Annotated in this window: 19 protein-coding genes; 2 read left to right on the top strand and 17 right to left on the bottom strand. The window is 56.3% G+C overall.

Going from position 1 to position 19758, the window contains the following annotated elements:
* Nucleotides 1-48: 48 nt before the first annotated feature.
* The 16 genes from ACYPYQ_RS05450 to ettA form a co-directional block, all read right to left on the bottom strand.
* Entirely contained in the window at nucleotides 49-1413 is a 1365-nt protein-coding gene (locus tag ACYPYQ_RS05450; RefSeq protein ID WP_459720938.1) for an EAL and HDOD domain-containing protein, read from the bottom strand.
* A gap of 56 nt (nucleotides 1414-1469) precedes the next feature.
* A complete protein-coding gene (locus ACYPYQ_RS05445; protein WP_459720935.1) occupies nucleotides 1470-2456 on the bottom strand; it encodes a DUF6340 family protein in 987 nt (328 codons plus the stop codon).
* A gap of 43 nt (nucleotides 2457-2499) precedes the next feature.
* Nucleotides 2500-2967 (bottom strand): rhodanese-like domain-containing protein, encoded by a 468-nt coding sequence (locus tag ACYPYQ_RS05440; protein ID WP_459720933.1) that lies wholly within the window; start codon nucleotides 2965-2967, stop codon nucleotides 2500-2502.
* Nucleotides 2968-3028: 61 nt separating this feature from the next.
* Nucleotides 3029-4087, bottom strand: a complete 1059-nt coding sequence (rsgA, locus tag ACYPYQ_RS05435; protein WP_459720930.1) for a ribosome small subunit-dependent GTPase A — start codon at nucleotides 4085-4087, stop codon at nucleotides 3029-3031.
* Nucleotides 4088-4301: 214 nt separating this feature from the next.
* Entirely contained in the window at nucleotides 4302-4748 is a 447-nt protein-coding gene (locus ACYPYQ_RS05430) for an SRPBCC family protein (RefSeq protein ID WP_459720926.1), read from the bottom strand.
* A 93-nt stretch (nucleotides 4749-4841) separates the two neighbouring features.
* Nucleotides 4842-5228: a hypothetical protein gene (locus ACYPYQ_RS05425; RefSeq protein WP_459720918.1), complete on the bottom strand. Its 387-nt coding sequence runs from the start codon at nucleotides 5226-5228 to the stop codon at nucleotides 4842-4844.
* A 172-nt stretch (nucleotides 5229-5400) separates the two neighbouring features.
* Nucleotides 5401-6354: a PDC sensor domain-containing protein gene (locus ACYPYQ_RS05420; protein ID WP_459720914.1), complete on the bottom strand. Its 954-nt coding sequence runs from the start codon at nucleotides 6352-6354 to the stop codon at nucleotides 5401-5403.
* 95 nt (nucleotides 6355-6449) lie between these two features.
* A complete protein-coding gene (locus ACYPYQ_RS05415) occupies nucleotides 6450-6608 on the bottom strand; it encodes a hypothetical protein (RefSeq protein WP_459720908.1) in 159 nt (52 codons plus the stop codon).
* Nucleotides 6605-7135, bottom strand: a complete 531-nt coding sequence (locus ACYPYQ_RS05410) for a zeta toxin family protein (RefSeq protein WP_459720905.1) — start codon at nucleotides 7133-7135, stop codon at nucleotides 6605-6607. The genes ACYPYQ_RS05415 and ACYPYQ_RS05410 overlap by 4 nt, the downstream gene beginning before the upstream one ends.
* A gap of 212 nt (nucleotides 7136-7347) precedes the next feature.
* On the bottom strand, nucleotides 7348-7668 hold the full coding sequence (locus tag ACYPYQ_RS05405; protein ID WP_459720899.1) for a DUF2442 domain-containing protein: 321 nt from the start codon (nucleotides 7666-7668) through the stop codon (nucleotides 7348-7350).
* Nucleotides 7623-7883, bottom strand: a complete 261-nt coding sequence (locus tag ACYPYQ_RS05400; RefSeq protein ID WP_459720895.1) for a DUF4160 domain-containing protein — start codon at nucleotides 7881-7883, stop codon at nucleotides 7623-7625. The genes ACYPYQ_RS05405 and ACYPYQ_RS05400 overlap by 46 nt, the downstream gene beginning before the upstream one ends.
* A gap of 74 nt (nucleotides 7884-7957) precedes the next feature.
* Nucleotides 7958-8389: a very short patch repair endonuclease gene (locus ACYPYQ_RS05395; protein WP_459720892.1), complete on the bottom strand. Its 432-nt coding sequence runs from the start codon at nucleotides 8387-8389 to the stop codon at nucleotides 7958-7960.
* A gap of 7 nt (nucleotides 8390-8396) precedes the next feature.
* Nucleotides 8397-10166, bottom strand: coding sequence for a response regulator receiver domain (locus tag ACYPYQ_RS05390; RefSeq protein WP_459720889.1), 1770 nt, complete (start codon nucleotides 10164-10166; stop codon nucleotides 8397-8399).
* Nucleotides 10159-13131 carry an ATP-binding protein gene (locus ACYPYQ_RS05385; RefSeq protein ID WP_459720885.1) on the bottom strand — a complete coding sequence of 991 codons (2973 nt, stop codon included), beginning with the start codon at nucleotides 13129-13131 and terminating at the stop codon, nucleotides 10159-10161. Before ACYPYQ_RS05385 ends, ACYPYQ_RS05390 begins: the two co-directional genes overlap by 8 nt.
* Nucleotides 13124-14239, bottom strand: coding sequence for a DNA cytosine methyltransferase (locus ACYPYQ_RS05380; protein WP_459720882.1), 1116 nt, complete (start codon nucleotides 14237-14239; stop codon nucleotides 13124-13126). The genes ACYPYQ_RS05385 and ACYPYQ_RS05380 overlap by 8 nt, the downstream gene beginning before the upstream one ends.
* A gap of 26 nt (nucleotides 14240-14265) precedes the next feature.
* Complete coding sequence (gene ettA, locus ACYPYQ_RS05375) at nucleotides 14266-15936, bottom strand: energy-dependent translational throttle protein EttA (RefSeq protein ID WP_459720878.1); 1671 nt, start codon at nucleotides 15934-15936, stop codon at nucleotides 14266-14268.
* A 178-nt stretch (nucleotides 15937-16114) separates the two neighbouring features.
* Between ettA and ACYPYQ_RS05370 the strand changes: the two genes are divergently transcribed.
* A complete protein-coding gene (locus ACYPYQ_RS05370) occupies nucleotides 16115-17800 on the top strand; it encodes a response regulator (protein WP_459720874.1) in 1686 nt (561 codons plus the stop codon).
* Nucleotides 17800-18441, top strand: coding sequence for a sensor histidine kinase (locus ACYPYQ_RS05365; RefSeq protein WP_459720871.1), 642 nt, complete (start codon nucleotides 17800-17802; stop codon nucleotides 18439-18441). The genes ACYPYQ_RS05370 and ACYPYQ_RS05365 overlap by 1 nt, the downstream gene beginning before the upstream one ends.
* A 22-nt stretch (nucleotides 18442-18463) precedes the next feature.
* On the opposite strand, the gene ACYPYQ_RS05360 is transcribed toward ACYPYQ_RS05365, so the two are convergent.
* The gene (locus tag ACYPYQ_RS05360; protein WP_459720867.1) at nucleotides 18464-19561 is read right to left on the bottom strand and encodes a glutaredoxin family protein; all 1098 of its coding nucleotides are present in this window, start codon (nucleotides 19559-19561) and stop codon (nucleotides 18464-18466) included.
* Nucleotides 19562-19758 lie beyond the last annotated feature (197 nt).

Raw genomic sequence — 19758 nt, 5'->3', positions numbered from 1 at the left:
GACCCTGCACCTCCCTCTCTGTTTATGAAATCCCCGCTACCCGACACCTCAATTGACGGCCACGATCTCCTGCGCCCAGGCCAGCGCATCGATCATCAGCGCCGCCACTTCAGCGGCTTCCAGTCCGCATTGTGCAGCGGCCGCTTCCATCTCGCCAGCGTCCGATTCCAGCGCGATGGCCAGTTGCAGCGCATCATACATCGGCCCCGCAGCGCCCCTGAGCGCCGCTGCAGCCGCGTCCGGCAAGGCCACCTGTTTCAGCACCTCCTCCAGCGGCAAGGCCAGCATCACATTCATCAGCGAGAACAGCCCGACCAGGAACAAAGGATCGGCACTGGCGGGCACCCGCCCTTTGCCTGCCAGCATCTCCATCAGTCGACCGCGTGTCAGCGCCTGTTCGCGGATCACGTTCTCGCGGAATCCGGGCTTCTTGCTGTCGAACAGCAGCAGCGACAGCCAGCGGTAGAAACGTTCCCGGCCCAGCAGCATCAGCGCCTGCTGGATATCGTCGATCTTCTGTTGCAGGCCGATGCCGGGCGAGTTGATGTAACGCAACAGCTTGAAGGTCAGCACCGGATCGGTACGCAAACAATCGGCGATGACATCGAACTCGGCCCCCGCCCGGATCATCTCCAGCGCCTGGAACACGGGCAGGTGATTCACGTCGCTCCTGGCCGGATGCCAGTCTTCGCGGCTGGAGACGAACGGCCCCATGAAATGATCGAAGCGGCGCTCGAAACAATATTTGAAATCGTCCACCGTCTGCAGATGGCTGGCGATCAACTTCTGTGCGGGGTTGGCGGCGCGCAGCTCGGCCAGCAGGGCCTTCAACTGGATGCCATCCATCGCAGTGGTATCGACTTCTATATAGGCGGCCTGCTGCAGGAATTCGGCATATTCAGGACAAGGCCGGCAGATCGACCAGCCCAGCTTGAACCCCATCCCCGCCACATGCGCCAGACTATCGCGCAACGCGGCCAGATCGACCTCGTCCAGCGGACGCGGGGAGACCATGATCACCATATTGGGATGGGCGATGGAGGACAGCAGCGGACTGCGCAACGAATCCAGCGACAGACGGATGAACGCGCTTCGCCCGCCCAGCAAGGACGACACGCCCAGCGGTGCAAGGTTGCTCAGCATCGCCTCGTCGTACACGCGCCGGATCAGCGCACTCTTGTCGAGCAGGCGGTTCTGCACTTTCTGTCCCAAGGCGAACTCATAGCCAGCGATCCGCTCGTTCCGGTCCAGGATCGCCTCACGGCGGATGAAGGAAGACCCCTTCTGCACATTCTTGCCCGGCACCGCAGCTTGCTCTGGCTTCAGCGGTGCCACTTCATTCAATTGCCGGAATGAATCCTGATCTGAGAATCTGGGGGCGACACCCAGCAAGCGGAGTATCGAATCGAACATCTAATTTCCCTGAATGACTTCGGAGATCATTACGTGTCGACCCGGTCAGCGCAGAGTCAGAGCGGTGCCGTCTGCTGCCGTTTCGACTCGTTCAGCCGCATCCGCTCTTCATCGCGCATGCGCTGGCGGACACGTTCGGCATCGGCGGCGAACCTCGCATCGCGCGTGAAGGCATAGACGTTCTCATAGCGCATCAGCGCCTCGCCCAGACGGCCCTGACTCTCGTCGAACACGCCAAGATTGTATTCCGCCGCATGACGACACTTCGCGTCACCGCTAGCGCTCATCGCCTGCCAATGGCTTGCCGCCGCCAGCCAGTCTCCGTCCTCGGCCGCCTTGTTCCCCTGTTCGCTCTGCGCGCTGTCGCATTCTTCCAGCACGCGACTCTCCAGCACATAGTGCGGCGCGATCTTCTGCACCAGCAAGGCGTTCGCAGCGGCGATCTCATCCATCACATAAGACGACACGCTCAACTGTTGCGCGCGCTCGCGCACCTTCTGCTCGCTGTCGTCAGTCCACTTCTTCTCGGAGGAATGCTGCACCTTGGAATTCCCCAGCAACATGCCGTTCTTGTCCGTCACCATGAAGCGCAGCGTCGCTTCCACTTTCCTGGTCAAGGTGTAACTCATGCGCTTGCCCTCTTGGGCCTTCTTGTCCTCCAGAGAAGACAGCCTGTCATCCACCCGGTAGTCCACATGCCCGCTCACATTCGCATCAGCCGTCCCGGTTCCGATCTGGTAATAGCCGTTGCGCACCAGCGCATCCACCAGACTCGAATAGTGGTTCTCCTGCACGCTCACTGCAGACGGTGCAGAGAAGCTGCCCACCACGGCGTTCTTCAGCAGGTTGCTCCAGATATCATTGCCGTTGGCCACGTCCAGATTCACCTGGCCGGACACCGTGAAGCGCGCCACGCTCAAGGTCCTTGCCGCCCCCAGATCCATCTCCGGCGCATGCTTAACGTTCAACTTCACCACGGAGGTGCAGCCGCCCAGCACCAGCAAGGATGCGGCCAGCAACCCAGCTTTCAATGATCCGCTCATCGTATTCTTCATATCCACCTCGATCGCCCCCCATCAGGACGCATCACCCGTTCCGTAATGCTTCCAGCTCCCTCTCCAGCATCTCGGCCTCCTGCTGCAACCGTTCCTCCACCGCCCGCTCTTTTTCCAACTGCTGCTGGAGCGTCGCGACCGGCAGCCCGGCTGCTCTCCACGCGGCCATGCCGCCCTGCACCACGGAGACTTGCGTGAAGCCGGCCTTTTGCAGAATCTCCCATGCCCGGGACGCACGCAGCCCGGAATGGTCGATGACCATGATGGGCTTGCCCTTATGGGATTCCAGTTCGGCCAGACGATATTCCAGGCGTCCGAACGGGATGTTCATGCTGTTCGGGGCATGGAATTCCTTGTAATCGTCAGCCTCGCGCACATCCAGCAACAACTCACCGCGCGCCTGCCGCTCGGCCGCCGCCTTGACGTCGATGAACTGGTCCTCTTTGGGGCCGCAGCCTATCAATGCCAATGCGGCCAATACGACGATGTACCTGCTCAATCCTGTCATCCCGTTCACTCCCTGATGGAATCCTTATCCAGCGACATGGCAGCGGATTATCTCACTTCCGCTTCTCTTTCAGCACCGTGCGCACCATCTTGCCGAACGCCCTGTCCTTGTTGCGCTTGTCCACATACGACATCTCGTTGAAATCGGACTCTGCCTTGAGCTTCAGATAGCTCTGGTAATGCGCCGCGTTCAGCGCACCGCTTTCGATCGCCTTGCGGATCGCGCAGCCCGGTTCCTTTCCGTGGCTGCAATCGGAGAAGCGACATTGTCCGGCGAGTGCCTTGATGTCGGCGAAGCTGTCGTCCAGCCCTTCCCCCGCGCTCAGGATGCCCAGCTCGCGCATGCCCGGCATATCGATCAGCAATGCACCGTTGTCGAGTGGGATCAGATGGCGGCGCGTGGTGGTGTGCCTGCCCTCTCCCGTGCCGCTCACCGCGCCCGTCTGCAGCGCATCCTGTCCGAGCAACTGGTTGATGAGCGTCGTCTTGCCCACGCCGGAAGAACCGAGCAGGCAATAGGTCTTGCCCGCCTCCATCACATCCCGCACCTGCCCGACGCCCTCGCCGGTCAGATTGCTGAGCGTGATGATGCGCACCGTGATGCCAGCCGCGCGGATGTCACCGATCATACGATCCAGTCCCGTCTCGCTCACCAGATCGGTCTTGGTCAGCAGCAGCACAGGCTCGATATGCCCCTCGTTCACCATCACCAGATAACGTTCCAGCCTGCGCACATTGAAATCGAAATGACAGGACTGCACGATGAACGCCACATCGATGTTCGCCGCGATCATCTGGAAATCGATGTTCTTGCCGGGCGACTTGCGCCGCAGGAAAGAACGCCGAGGCATCAGGTCATGGAGGGTCGCATGCGACGCCGCGTCGTGATATTCCGCGCACACCCAATCACCCACGCAGGGCAGGTCCACGGAGGATGCGGCATGGTGCAGGAACCTGCCGCTCAGCTCGGCCGGCAACTCCCCCTGCGCATCGCGGATGACATAGCGCCCGCGATCGACCGCGGCCACACGCGCCAGATGCAGCCCGGTTCCGCACGGCATATCCGCCTGTACTTGAAGATCGGGACCCAGTCCCGGAGCGTTCGATCCCATGACGTATCTCTACAAAAGCACATCGCCCTTGCGGGCGATGTGAATAAGGCATTGCATGCCCGGCGGACCTGCTTACTTCGCCCCCGGCACCGGCTTGGGTTGCGGTTTCTTGCCCTTTGATTCCTTCTTCTTGTCCTTGCTGCCCATGACGATCTCCTCTGGTTAATGATCCACAACGATGCACTGCACGATACACGACTACGACGATCCAACTTCAACCCGGTATCTCAGGCTCCACCAGATTCGCCAATTGTGCGAGCGATTCCTGCCAGCCGAGATAGCACATCTCCAGCGGAATCATATCCGGTATCCCCTCCTGCACGATAGCGATCTCGGTACCGCACGATACCGGCGTCAGCGTCACCGTCGTCGTCATCGCACCGGGCAGGTTCGGATCGTCGAACTTGTCCGAATATCGGATCCGTTGCGCGGGGACGAGCTCCAGATACTCCCCGCCGAACGATTCTCCCTTGCCGGTCGAGAAATTACTGAACGACATCCTGAACGTGCCCCCTACCCTGACATCCATATGTTCCACTTTGCAGGTGAAACCATAGGGCGGCAACCACTTCGGGATCGCGTCCGCATCGAGGAATGCCCTGTAGAGTCGTTCCGGCTTGGTGCGCAACACGCGATGCAGACGAACAGTGCCTGTAGTCATGGACAACCTCCCTTCGGTTCAACGATCGATGATGCAGGAACAACTGATTTGGACGACTCGCCACCGCTATTCAAGCATGACACGTCTGGACAGCTATTCCGGCACCCCCTGCCACAGCATGTCGTAACCCAGCTCCCTGGTCTCGCTGCACAGCTTGGCCAGCGCCGCGAATTTTTCCTTGAACACCTTGTCCGCGTGCGAGCGCTCGTGCTGCTCGAAAGACTTCCAGTAGGTCACGATCGCGATATGTTTCTCCGCCGAGCCCGGATCGCCCAGCGTGCCTTCTGCCGAAAGGAAACCCGAGAACGCATAGACCTGCCCGGCGATGAAACCGCCCTTGTCGCCGCCGTAAGTGTCTTTCACCACATTGCACATCTCGGCCAGCGCCAGCTCGACATCCTCGAACGCCACGCCGGGTTTGATCGTGGCCGTATTGAAAAGCATCTTCGCCCCGAAGGGGATAGTGACAGGAGAGAACATGATGCACCTCCAGTTGAAGTGAAGCAGGCCAGAACCAACTGACCACGGGCTTCATACTCTCCGCCTTTGCCGACGCGACTTCAACCCTTTTGCGATCAGTATTACTTCAACCGCGCGCATCAGGTGCAAATGAATCTGAAACGGACAGCCCCCACCCGGCCATCACTGTCTGCTACATCGCCGCCCCGGTCAGAAAGTCGTCCTTCCGCTTCAGGAACTCCTCCCATGGCAGGTAGTGTGAGCCATCGCACGAGAAGGTCAGGCCGACCATGCCGTTGAAGATGTTGAGCATCCCCGAACGCAGATAGATCGTCTCATCCATGAAGCGCAGCGCGCGGAACCCCTCCAGTATGCGGTGCACCGCATCCGCGGGTATCAGCGCATCAGCGGGATAATCCACGCGCGGATACGCCAGACAGAGATCGGGCTTGCCGAGCTCGTCGATGCCGTGCAGACGGAAACGGTAGGGATCGTTCATCGCGATGATGGTGGCGCGCGAGCTGGAGAAATGCAGCTTGATGTGGAACACGCCATGCATGGTGACCAGCTCGTTGACGATATGCAGCACGGTGTCGATCTGCTGGTCCATCGGACTGTCGAAGCGCTGCTGCCGGAACAGCCCGCCCCGTATCGCCGGGTCGCCCTTGAGCTGCATCCACTGCCCCGGCTGCGCATACATGGCTTGCGTGGCGGGCAGTTCGCGCAGGTCGAAGTCCGCCCCCAGAAAACCCAGCACCTCCCCCTGCGCCCCGTGCACCGCCTGCACCGCAGTGAGCGAAGGCCGCTTCGCGTTCTGGCTGATATACGCATCCGAGAGAGAGAAATCGCTGCCCGCAAGCGCCGCCGCGACATAGGGACGATGGCTGCGGTCGCGGCCGAATTGCTTCTCCATCAGGCCGACGCGCGATGCGTTGGAAGTGATCTGGTGCGCCTTGGCATCCATCAGGTAGAGATACTTGCAGTAGGGCAGCTCGGCGATGCCCTCCATCAAGCGGGCTTCCAGCGCCGCCCGCTGCGGCCACACCTGCGCGCAATCCTCCGCCAGTATCGAAAGCGAAGAAGCGAGCCAGCCCTTGAGTATCTTGCGCTGGCGTTCTATGGATTCCTGCAGGTTGGTAATCGCCATGATCGTTTCCCCCGACAACTCGCTAAATCGACTCAAGGATCAATGCGGGATAATGCGAACATCCCCTTTATCGCCTGAGGGGGGACTCTTACGACTTACTTGCTCTTTTTATCGACCGTTGCAGCTTTGCGCGAAATGAATGGCGTGCCGGTTTGCTCGGCCAGTTGACGCGCTTTCTCGGAAGCGCGCATCAATGCCTGCGGGGCTTTTTGCAGGTCGGGGTCTTTCAGTTTTGAAACGGCTACCGATTTCATTTTTTCTGTCCCTCATCTATCAAAACAGCGGGCGTGTCGGAATTATCGTATAGCTGCCAGCTATCCACCAGCACCTTGTAACGCTCGAAATTCTGGAGGCCATGCACAAAGCGGCGGCGAATGACATCCACCGGAATATTGTGTCCGCCCTGCCTCACGCGGATCGCCACACGCTCGATAGCCATCTCGGCATCCGGTAAAGAAAGGAAGATCAGTTTCACCGCATAACCCGATGCGCGCCATGCGGGGATCATCTGCGCATAAGTCAAACCGGAAAGCGTCGTCTCGAAAGAAAAACTCTCTCCGCGCTTCGCATAATCCTCGATTGTCTCCAGCATGATCCGCCCCGCCTTGAAAGCCGCAAGCTCTGGAGCAAATGGGGAAAGGCCAGCGGCAATCAGATCGGCATTCACAAAGTTGGGCAACTCCGCATCAGTCGGCAAAAACTCCCGCGCGAATGTCGTCTTGCCTGCACCGTTCGGCCCGGCGATGATGACGATGCGTTTATTGCTTGAGGTGAATGTCATGTGATGTGCCGATGAAATTCGAGCCTGACCCCTTTAGCTAAGCGAATCTCCTGCTCGATATTCTTGCGAACCTCTGCAGAAACGTCCGGACGCGCGGCAAGCTCTCTCAGACATTCAATATCTTTGGTCTTGTCGTCTGGCTGTTTTATGAGCATGGTGAATGAAGGTTCTCTATATGGTTAAGCAACTGAAAGGGGGCGCATCACATTTGATTAATCGGGGACAGACCACGATTTATTCTTCTCGATCTCTTCATGCACCCACTCCGGATCAAGATCGGCACCATTCGGCCAAGTAAGCGCTCCGAGTTCAACATTCACTTGATTGAATAGTTTCTCGTCCTTGAGGGCTGCGTAGATGCCTGCCTTTTCGCTTGCAACCAGATGTGACATATCGACGACACCACTTGTGCCGTCGTTACAGGTCACGCTGAGGCGATATCCCGGCAGCACGTTGACCGCTCGCACTCGCCAAGGTGCGGCGGGCGTCACTCCAGCGGCGCTATGTTCTTGGGTAACTGTTTCGATTGGCATAGATTCCAGTCCTCCATCAATTCGGTTCGATGTTGTGCTGCCCATTCGAGTACGAGTGCCTGCGCACGCCTGGGCAGACTGCCCTTGATGACTTCAAGTGTACGGATGTCTATCAAGGCTTCGTATTCGCCATACATGGCGTGAAAGTGAGGTGGCGCATGCTCGCGCCAGAACATCTGGATGACGATCCCGAAGAACTGACTGATGGTTGGCATGCATCAACTCCTCATGTTCAAGTTTCCCCTTCGATACGGCGCAATGCCCGTTGGTTATTGCGCCCTACGCGGGCTCAGAAAACGTGGCCTGTCCCCGATTGTTCTTCCAAAAAATGAAAAATCTTGTCTTGTAGCGTTCTGGGATTTTTTGTTTGGCACTCCCAAATCACCATGACTCGCCACCCTAAGCGTTTTAACGCTCGGTAATTTTTCTTGTCTCTATCAGCATTTCCTTGAAGCTTCGCATTCCAAAAAACTGTATGGCTGGTTGGTCGAGAAGCTCTTTTGCATCTTGGATGTTGATGCCAGAAACAGCCATGCACAAAAATGCATGCATGGTATTTCGGCAACACAATATCCGGCTTACCCGGCAAATCTTTCCGATGAAGCCGGAATCGAAAGCCCATCGAATGAAGCAGCCGCCTTACAATTAATTCCGGCGTCGTATCCTTACCTCGAACCGCCGACATTACGCGGGAGCGCTCTGTCGGAGAGAGTTTATCCATAAGCAGATTAAGAGCGCTGCTTGAAGTTCATGCCAAGGCCTGGGCGAGAAAGAACTGTGCCAATACGCTGAAGTAAATTTAACGCGTATTCCGACCTTAGCTGCGCAACAACATTTCCCTCAAACAGCTCCAGCTTTAACTCCTCGCCAGTGTCAATAACCGAGCATAGCTTCAGACAATTACCCTCAGAAAATCTCCCCCCACTGCGAACAAGCATCTGCTGCCAGTCCGGGTTTTCTCCAACGCCATCTTTATGAATTGAGAATGTTTGGATTTCGCCTTCAATGTCTATAAAAAGGAAAACATTCTTTGCCGCATTTTTGATTGGACGTTCATCCGTGAATCGGTGAAGGCGTACAGCTATAAATGGCAAATTCCCATCAATTTTTTCTTGCCGTGGAACCATATCACACGCAGGAGACAGACATATCCAGTATTGCGCATCCTCTTCCGGAGGCTGAAATTTGAACACATGACCTGTCGTCAAGTGCCCCCTATCAAATGGTTTTGTACTGGCATAGCAATTAAAACGCCTTAGGGCCTCAGGGCTTCCAATGTCATTCTTGTTAAGCCCACAACGCGCCATCACTTCACCAACCTCAAGAGTAGAGAAGTGATCATGCAACTGCTTGGTAAAATCACCTACTGATTGATGAAGCTGGTCTCCAAGCGCTTCCCAGTGCCGGCTTACGGTACTGTAAACAACCGCTGTTGCATCAGTCGGATTGGGGTTTAAAAAATCCCCCAACCATTCCGCCTGCAGATAACGATTCCCCAAGATTGCAGCCTCGGCAGACAACCCCTGCTTATCAATTTCCGCCCTCATCTTGGCAAGTAATAGTCTATGAGGAGAAGGAAAAGAGGCTCGAATAGCATCCAATAATTTGGCCTCAAATTCGTCAGGCTCGCACGTCTTAGGCAAGACGGTAACAAACAGCTTATCGGCCAATATCCAATTGATACCTTCTTTTCTTCCAACTTGAACATTACCCAAATCAATGCTCGAAAGTTGCTTTTGTATCTGTTCCTGTTTCATATGTAACAGCCAATTTGCCAACAATTTGGAATCGATTTTTATTCCCACTGGCCTCTTTTTCCATATTTCAAGAACGCGCTGCCCTTCCGGGCGTTGAAGGAAGGCTGAGATGTTAAAAGCCTTGTGCCCCCTTAGCTCCAAATAGCAATCTGTAGACACTTCTTCCCGCAGTCGAGAGACGACGCCATCATCTAACTCCTCCCACTCGTCCAGCATGGAATTTGCGCTGCCCATTTCCACTGCAGAAAGCAGCTGGATTGGCGAGGTAAGAGCTAAGGCAATTTCTCGGAGAACGCTGAGATGATCTCCGGAATTCCCCTTGGTATGCACGATTACCAAATTGAAATAGCCTCCTAACGCCAAATCTCTAAGAATGCTAATGGCGGCATCTCCCCCGCCGCTATCCCCCTGTAAGTGATAGTCCAAGATCAAGAGATCTGACTCATGGAGATGGGATGCCGCCTGACGTCCAGATTGCAGACTCCCTGCTCCGTTAGCATCATGAATATCAATAATCCACGGACGCTCCCTGTTTCTTGCAAACGAAAAAAGATTACGGACCCTAGGAATATTTTCGCTTTTCTTGTCACTCCAGCCGTGCGTATTGCCGAGTTCCTTCGCAGACAAAGTATCAAGAGTGGGATAATCATCATCCACCACAACGACCGTCCGAATAGGCTCGATGAAAGCTTCCCGGATCAGGCGATCATGGACATCAATCTCCGCTGCCGCGCTATTCATACTTCGCTCCCTTGAAATCGATAATGAAATTTGCACCGGATAGTTTTTGCATATTTCTGTCCGTCGCATAACTAATCGTGTGTCCACCTGCGGCGAGATTTGCCCGACAGAGATATAGGCCGACACCCCGACCGCCGCGTATCTTCCGGGTGAAGAACAGGCTAAAGAGATTCTTCAAGTCATCCTTTTCCACGCCGGGGCCGTCGTCGGAGACGACGATCTTGCCGTCGACAACATCCAACGAAATCGATTTCGAGTTACCCGGCGTCTGACTTACCCAATAGGCGGCGTTGTTGATCAGGTTAATGAATACGGGATAGATTCTGGGCGGCTGTTCATACACGCTAAAATGCCTAAAGGCTGGGCTGATATTCAAGGTAATCCCACGCCGTTCGAGGCTATCCCCCAAGAACCCATTAACGTACTCGACGATTTTGTCGCCGGTAATCCAGGTTCTGATTTTTTCGCCGGAAAGTTTTAATAGGGAGAGGAAGCGCAACCTATCCACAAGCGCATGGTGTGCATTCCTGATTGAATCGAAGCTCGGCGAGCTCTTTGCCGCATCCGGCAATTTCTCCAGCCCTCTGGAGATGGTCATTTCCAGCCCCTCGATTTCATGTCCGATGATTTCCACCGTAATCCCAAGCTGGGCCAGTGCATTAAGGCGATCCAACTCCTGACGTAACTCCGTGGATTCATCCAGAGTGAAGCTGACGAGGGTTTCGATATCCACGCTTTCCTGCAAGCTCTTCAGGGTCGATATATACGGCTCGAAAAGCTCCGAGTTTTCACGATCCTGTTTGTCGCGCTCAAGCTCAAGCTGATCGAGAACTTTCGTCAATGTTGTGCGCCCATGCTCCAGGTCATCCAATAACGGCAGGGTTTCTGTGTGATAGCGCTTGTTCCGGTCATCAACCAGTTCCGAAACACGCTTGATTTCGGCACTGAGAATATCCTTGGCCTCACCAGACCACTTGCGCAACCGATGTTGCAGATATGCGGCATTGCGACTGATTTCGGCGTAAGCCGCATCTCGGCTGGATTGGGGTTTGATTTTCTCCAGAGCATGAGAAACCGAATCGCTTAAGCGAACGACGAGCTCGCTGGCGCGAACGTCGCAGTTTCTGAATTCCCGGTAATCGGATTCCAATGTACCCAAGTTGCTCGGCGCCGGCCCAAGCGAGAGTTCTGAGCGACGAGCTTTTAGCTCGGATATGCGCTCACGCATTGCCAACAGTTCCGTTTCTGTTGTCGGCAGCGCTCCCTCGGATGCGGTTTCGGCTAACACCCCCAACTCTTGCTGAAGCTCTCGAATTACCGGCAGGTTGTTTGCCAGTCTACTGCGGAATTCTCGTCTTTTTCTTGCCTTAACTTTTTTCTGTGCTTCGTCTGCCTTTTGCTTGGCGTGGTTCGCCTGAATTTCGGGAAGTACTTGCTGGCGCACATCGGAGTCGGTACCGTAAAAACGCTTTGCACTTTCTTTGAGAATATTTATGACGACATCGCGGAATACTTTTGCAGCCTTATTGTCGATAATCCCTTCGCGCCCGGCCTTATCGCGCAAATTGGGATTGTCGTGGCGCGTCAATGCCACTCGACCAAATAACCGACGGTTGGACCAAAACCATCGCCCTGCATGAATGGTTCGGCGCTTTTCGATTTCAAAATAGTCGTTATCCTCTCGGCCATACGGCATCACGCGCAGACCATTTCTATAAACTCTAAAACCGCCGTACTTTTTTGCCTGATCGAAAAGTTGTGAGTACAGCTCATTATGAAGAGATGTCGCAAACTGCATTTGTTCAAACGTCCCAACTCTTAAATGAAAGGCGCCAACGCGAGTATCTGAACGAGTTGGAACAGCATAAGCCGGGTTGATTGTTACTTCGCCATCAAGCCATTTTCCGAAAGCTTTTACCTTACCCTTAAAGATTCCGTTTGCATCTACTTTCCCATCGAGTACATGTTCCAATCCTTCAAGATTTTTAAGGTCAAACTCCCGCTCATCCGAAATAATAGGACGACTCAATGAGCCCTCCCAAGCGGTTACCGAATAATGAAAGTTATCTGCGCCAAATTCGCTTTTAGCTTCGGCGGGGTCAACAAATGGGTCGGTAAAGTTCGATAACGTCTGGAATAATTTTTCTTGTGCACTCTTTGCCGTCTCACTATCACTTGAGGTCGCCGCATTGTGAAGCTGCGCTTCCAAGTCGTATACGACATTCGCCATCAGCATGGCTGTGCCATGTGGATATTGATTGCTCCAAACAGGCCAGTTCTCGATATGACGTTCGGTAAAGGTTGTATCGATCAGGGTTTTCTCGATGGCCTCCTTGATCGAAGAGCGACCTTCTGACTTTTCGAGTTCATCGCTCGCCGCCCATGCCATGGCAATGCGTTCGTCGCGAGCCTTATCCTTTCCGTCTCCCCAAACGTTGCCCATCATCTTGTCGAACAGTGTAGGGATGTGTGTCCAGAGCTCTTCTTTATTCTCGAATTCCACAACGGGAATTTCGATGTCCTGCAAATACAGGAAAGGATTTTCAAACATCCGCCAATCGATCAGCGTGGCAACAAATGGGGTAGTTTTTCGTTTGGAGATGAGAAGAAGCAACGACCCCAAGTATCCGGAAGATAAGCGGCCAATTCCCTTTTGGCCTTGTCGCTCGCGATGGGGGAGTCCGTTTCGATCCTCTTCAGACACTTCCGTAGCTGATGCTTTTGACTCAGTACCGATAACAAGCCATTTTTCGACGAATTCCTGTCGGCTCATGCCGTGGCCGTTATCCATAATGGCTGCAATCGGTACTTCGCCGTCAAAAATGTGCAGGGCCACTTCCCGCGCATAGGCGTCGTAAGCGTTTTTCCACAACTCGGAAATGGCTGTCGGGCAGTCCGCAATCTGTTCCCGACCTAGATGATCTATCGTTCTGGCTCTGGTCTTAAAAGCAATGGCATCAACCACGATTCCTCCTTTTGTATTTCTGGAGTTCCTTTTGCTTCAAGCCGCTTCTAATACCTTTCGCAAGTGACCGCAAAAGCACTTCCCCGAGTTTAACCGGTACCGCATTCCCGATTTGCTCTCCGGAAGAAGTCAAACCGCCTTGAAATTCAAACCAATCCGGAAAGGTTTGGAAACGAGCTGCATGACGTACTGTAATACCGTGATGCTCAGTTGGATGAACGAATCGCCCTTTTGATGGATTGATGCAGGCAGTTGTCATCGTCGGACCAGGCTGCGAGGGATCGATTCTGCCATATACATCTTTGTGACCGTTATGTTCTGCATGACACGGCAATACTCGGTTTGACTCACGTCGACTCCCTCCATTACAGGGAGTGGACTTAAATACCTCAATCAAATCTGCTGTATGGTTCATGTGAATATTGTTCGGATCGTTTTCCGGCAATATCTGATCAAAAACGGATGCGGCAGAAACCCAAGGTTCCAATTCTGGATTTTCTTCTCTCGCTATCGGACTTCCATGTGTAGGAATCGGTGGCCAAGGTTCAGTAAAAGAAAAATTCTTTTGAACACCCAGAATAAATACACGCTTTCTTCTTTGTGGCACACCATAGTCTCTGGCATCCAGCACAACCGGCTTCCTGATTACATATCCCGCTTTCTCCCCCTCTTCATAGAAAGCATCAATAAACTCCTTGTGGCGCTTCCAAAGTATTCCGGGCACATTTTCCATAAGAAATACTTTCGGTCGTAGAGTTGCGACATATTCAAAATACCGCAAAACCAGTTTATTCCTGGGATCGCCGACACCAGCATCATTTATCCGATGAACTGAAAAACCTTGGCATGGCGGTCCACCAAGCACGATGTCGCAGCAACTTCCTTCAGCGAAATGTTTTTGAATCAACTCCTGAGGAGACAATTCAAGAATGTCCTTTTCGTAAAGTTCAGTATTGCTTGTTTTTATGATGTTGTATCGATATGAAGAGCAGGCATGCCCATTCTTCTCAACGGCTGCAACAACTGACAATCCTGCATTTTTAGCAGCCAAAGAAAAACCGCCCGCACCAGCAAACAAGTCGACGCACGTAAACTTCTTATTACTCATTTCGCAACACTATTGAAATTCATCGACTATCGACTAATCGGCTTATACCGAATCCGCTTAGGCTTAGCCCCCTCCTCACCCAGCCGCTTCTTCTTGTCCGCCTCATACTCCTGATAGTTGCCGTCAAAGAACACCCACTTCGAATCGCCTTCGCAGGCGAGGATGTGAGTGGCGATGCGGTCGAGGAACCAGCGGTCGTGGGAGATCACGGCGACGCAGCCGGCGAATTCGAGCAGCGCGTCTTCGAGCGCGCGCAGGGTTTCCACGTCGAGGTCGTTGGAAGGCTCGTCGAGCAGCAGCACGTTGCCGCCGGAGATGAGGGTCTGCGCCAGATGCAGACGGCCGCGTTCACCGCCGGAGAGTTGGCCGACGATCTTGCCCTGGTCTGCACCCTTGAAGTTGAAGCGGCCGATGTAGGCGCGCGCCGGGGTTTCGTATTTGCCCACGGTGAGGATGTCGTTACCGCCGGAGATGGCGTCGAACACGGTCTTGTCGTTGTCGAGCCCTTCGCGCGACTGGTCGACGAAGGCGATCTTGACGGTGGAGCCGATCTTCACTGTGCCGCTGTCGGGCTGTTCCTTGCCGGTGATCATGCGGAACAGGGTGGATTTACCCGCGCCGTTGGGGCCGATGATGCCGACGATGGCGCCGGGCGGGATCTTGAAGCTGAGGTTGTCGATCAGCAGGCGGTCGCCATAGGCTTTGCTCACGCCGTCGAATTCGATGACTTCGTTGCCGAGGCGCTCACCGGCCGGGATGAAGATCTCCTGCGTTTCGTTGCGCTTCTGGTATTCGGTGTTGGAGAGTTCTTCGAAGCGTTGCAGACGCGCCTTGGACTTGGCCTGGCGCGCCTTGGGATTCTGGCGCACCCATTCCAGCTCCTGCTTCATCGCCTTCATGTGCGCGTCGATCTGCTTGTTCTCCTGCTCCAGCCGCGCTTCCTTCTGCTCCAGCCAGCTTGAGTAGTTGCCCTTCCAGGGGATGCCGTGGCCGCGGTCCAGTTCGAGGATCCATTCGGCGGCGTTGTCGAGGAAGTAGCGGTCGTGGGTGACGGCGACCACGGTGCCGGGGAAGCGCACGAGGAATTGTTCCAGCCATTCCACCGATTCGGCATCAAGATGGTTGGTGGGTTCGTCCAGCAGCAGCATGTCGGGCTTTTCCAGCAGCAGCTTGCACAGCGCCACGCGGCGCTTCTCACCGCCGGAAAGGTTCTTGATCACGGCGTCCCACTCGGGCAGGCGCAGCGCATCGGCGGCGATCTCCATCTGGTGCGAGGCGTCCGCGCCGCCGGCGGCGATGATGTTCTCCAGTCGCGCCTGCTCGGCGGCGAGCGCGTCGAAATCGGCATCCGGCTCTGCATAGGCGGCATACACGGCATCCAGCTTGGCTTGCGCCTCCATCACCTCGCCCAGCGCAGACTCCACTTCCTGGCGCACGGTCTTGGTCGGGTCGAGCTGCGGTTCCTGCGGCAGGTAGCCGATCTTGATGCCGGGCAGGTGCTGCACCTCGCCGTCGTATTCCTTGTCCTGCTTGGCCATGATGCGCAGCACGGTGGATTTACCCGAGCCGTTCAGGCCCAGCAGGCCGATCTTGGCGCCGGGGAAGAAGCTGAGGGAGATGTCCTTGATGATCTGACGCTTGGGGGGGACTGTCTTGCTCACGCGGAGCATGGACATTACATATTGACCTTGTGCCATTTGCTTGTGCTTTCCTTGCTGGAGGTTGATTCAAAAGGGTGGCGTAGCTTACCGCAAAGCTCCGCCATGTTCACCGAGAAAAACCCTGACGCGCATGCGTTTTTGGATATGATTCCGGTCATTACCGTAACGCAACGTACGTTACGCCATTTCGCAACATCGATCAGGGAGTGTATCGATGCAGGAAAAGTCCGGCGCAAACACGATGGCCGACATCATCGGCGGCACCAAGCCGACCGTCATATCGAGCGAATTCATCCAGTTCGACAAGTTCACCGCTCTGGTGATCGACGACATGGGCGCGATGCGCCATGCGTTGCGTTCGCAACTGGAATGGATGGGCATCAATTCGGTGAAGGGCGTGTCGAACGCTGAAGAGGCGCTGCGCCAGCTTGAGATCTACCAGTTCGACCTGATCCTGTGCGACTACAACCTGAACAAGGCCAGCTCAGGCCAGCACTTCCTCGAATACCTGCGCAACGAACACCTTTTGAGCGCGAAGACCATCTTCGTGATGGTGACCGCCGAGGCGGAATACGCCTATGTGGCGAACGCGGCCGAGTTCGCACCGGACGATTACATCCTCAAGCCCTGCCCCGAGAAAAAACTGCGCGCGCGGCTGGAGCGCCTGTTCGACCGGCGTCACTTCCTGATGCCGGCGCTGACGGCGATGGACGCGAAGGATTACGCGCGGGTGGTGAGCGAGTGCGACAGGCTGCTGGCGCTGGAAAGCAACGAGCGCTGGCAGATGGCGGCCCTGCGCCTCAAGGCCGAAGCGCAGCATGCATTGCACGATGTGACGAACATGCTGGCCACCTACCGGCAGGCACTGGCGCTGCACGACAACGTGCCCTGGGTGAAGATCGGTTTCGCACGGGCACAGCGCATGTCCGGCGATCTGGAAGGGGCGGCCAAGTCGGCACAGGAGATCATCGAGAGCCACCCGAGCTATGTGGCGGCCTACGAGTTGCTGGCCGACATCCGTCTTGAGTTGCACGACGAGGAAGGCGCTTACGAGATGGCGACGCGCGCCGCCGAGATATTGCCCACCGCCCGGCGCTTCCGCACCACCTCGGAATCGGCCTTCCTGCTGGGCAAGCTGGACGACGCGAAGAAGAACTCGGAAGCGGCGATCAAGCTCTCCACCGGCTCCATCACGGAAAGGCCGGACGACTTCCTGGCGCTGGCGCAGATCCAGACCGACCTGGGCGAACCGCAGGCCGCCATCCACACGCTGGAGAAACTGGCGCGCAAATATGCGGAGAAGGACGAGTTCGGTATCTCGAAGAACGCCATCCTGGCGCAGGCGTATTTCGACAGCGGCGACGAAGACAAGGCGAAGAAATATCTGGAGCGTTCGCAACGCCTCATCACGCCCGACAACAACACCAGCGCGGCGATGAACCGGCTGGGCAAGGCCGCGCTGAAACTGGGAGACGAGATACTCGGCCTGAAGCTGATGACGCAGGCGGTGCAGGCCAGCGGCAAGGAGCGCCACCGCATCGCGCGCCATGTCACCAAGTCGATGCGCGACACCGGACGTCACGACCAGGTGGAGGATGTCATCGATGCAGGACAGCGGCGCATCCTGGTGCTGGTGGACGAGGCGCACAAGCTGATGCGCAGCGCGCATTTCGAAGAAGCGTTCGGCAAGGTGAATGAAGCGCTGGCCATCCACGACGAGAACATCGAAGCCCTGCTCGCCGCCGCGCAGTTGCATCTGCTGTGGCTGAAGCAGGACGGCATGGATGAAGAGATCGATGAACGCGCCAAGCACTATCTGGCAACACTGGACAAACTGGTGCCGCAGAACGAGAAGGTGATGGCGTTCTACCGTTTTTATGATCAGATATCGGGGGCATGATGAAAGAAGCGCTTTCTACACTGGTCATCCATGACATCAAGAACTCGCTGGCGCTGCTGGAAGCCGATCTTGAGCAGCTCAACCATCATCCGGACATGCCGGAAGAAGCGCGCAAGGCTTACCAGCGTTGCAGCGAACTCAAGGGACGGCTGGTCTCTTTCCTCACGCTCTACAAACACGAGCAGTTCGGACTGAGGCCGAACCTGGCCGAGGTCGACCTGCGCGAGTTCCTGCAAGACACGCTGGATGTCAGCCCTTCCGCCAGCGGCAAACACGGTCACGCGTTCGAGATGGAAGTGGACGAAGCGCGCATCCGCATCGCGCCCGGAATGAAGCGCGGCGGCACGGCACTGCTCGATGAATACCTGACCGGCGTGGCGATCGAGTCGGCACTGAACAACGCCGTGCGCTATGCCGCCGGGAATGTGCGGGTGTGGTTCGAACAGGATGCGGACAAGGTGACGTTCTTCGTGCAGGACGACGGCCCCGGACTGCACCACCCGTCAGGCAATGCACCATCGACCGGCGTGGGGCTGGCGCTGTGCAAAGCGGTAGTGGAGGCACACGGCGGCGGCGATGTCTCCCTCACGGATGCGCCGGGTGGCGGGGCCTTGTTCAGGTTGGCGTTGCATACGGCCTAGGGAAACGCCGATGCATCCGGCTTCAAGGCAGCAACAAATATACCCCCAACCCCACCATCACCAACCCGCTCAACAGTTTGAGCATGCGCCCTTCCCTCTCCTGCAGCCGCCGCTGGCTCAGCGTGACCACGCCGACGGCGAGGATGAGCAGGTCGTCCAGCATGTAGGCCAGGTCGTACAACAGCAGGTAGCCGTAGTAGCTCGCGCCGTCCAGTTCGTGCTGGGTGAGGATGCGTGTGAACAACGCGGGGAAGCCGGAGGTGCACATCAGCTCGACGAGTTGCACCAGCACGCCGAGCACGACAGTGGCAACGATGGCGGCGGTTAGATCCTTTGCTTGCAGGATGTTGCGCATGCGCTGGTAGATACCGGGCTTGGCTGCTTGCGGGATGGACAGCGACAGCCCGCGCCCGAAGGCGAAGTAGTCCTTGAGGTTGACCGCCCCGGCGAACAGCGCGAGCGCCGCGATGACGATCTCGGAGATGCGCGACAGGCCGACCAGCAGGAACAGATTGAGCCAGGCGGCGAGGAACAGGAAGTAGGCGATGCCCTGCACCGCGATGAAGGTGCCCGCCACGGCGAACATGCGCTTGCGGTCGTTGAGCGGCGCGAGCAGCGAGAGCATCAGCAACAGCACCCACATCGAGCAGGGATTGAACCCGTCCAGCAGGCCCAGCGTGAGCGTGAACAGCGGCAGGCCGATCTGTGCCAGCGTCAGTTCATGGCCGAACAGGGAAACGCTGAACTCGCTGCTGTGGCGCTTTGCCAGTGTGTCCCGGATGAGGCGGTCGGTGCCGCTCTCTTCGGAATAGCCGACGATGAGTTGTTCGCCGATCGAAATGGTCGGCACGCGCACCGGGCCGTGGCTGGCTGCGATCTGCTGCAGGCGCTGCATGGCGGCCGCTTCCTTGCCCACATCGCGAATGACGATGCGCAAGCCCGGCTGCTCCTGCTGCAACTGTGCAAGGAACTCTTGCGCCCTGGCACAGTGCGGACAGCCCTCGTGCACGAAGGCTTCGATGTCCGCCGTCGGCGGTGCCTCTGTCGCCTCGCCCGCCACGGGTATCAGCAAGGCCAGCATCCCCAGCACCTGCCAACCTCTGCTCCATCGCACTGCCATGTTCATTTTCCCCGTTGAGTGTCTACGTTCCTTGCGTCGCCGGACTGCTTCGCGGCTACCGTCCATGTACCTATATAGACCTGTATATAGGCACAATTATGTCTTGCAATCATGCTGTTATAGGATAAGAATGATCTTTCCTGCGCGCCGTTCAGCGCGTGCAAGCTTAGTGTGACCCGTACCTTGCAGCAAGGAGA

The organism is Sideroxyarcus sp. TK5 (genome assembly GCF_054601595.1).
The sequence above is the reverse complement of the archived record's forward strand: the minus strand, read 5'-3'. Positions and strand labels throughout refer to the sequence as shown.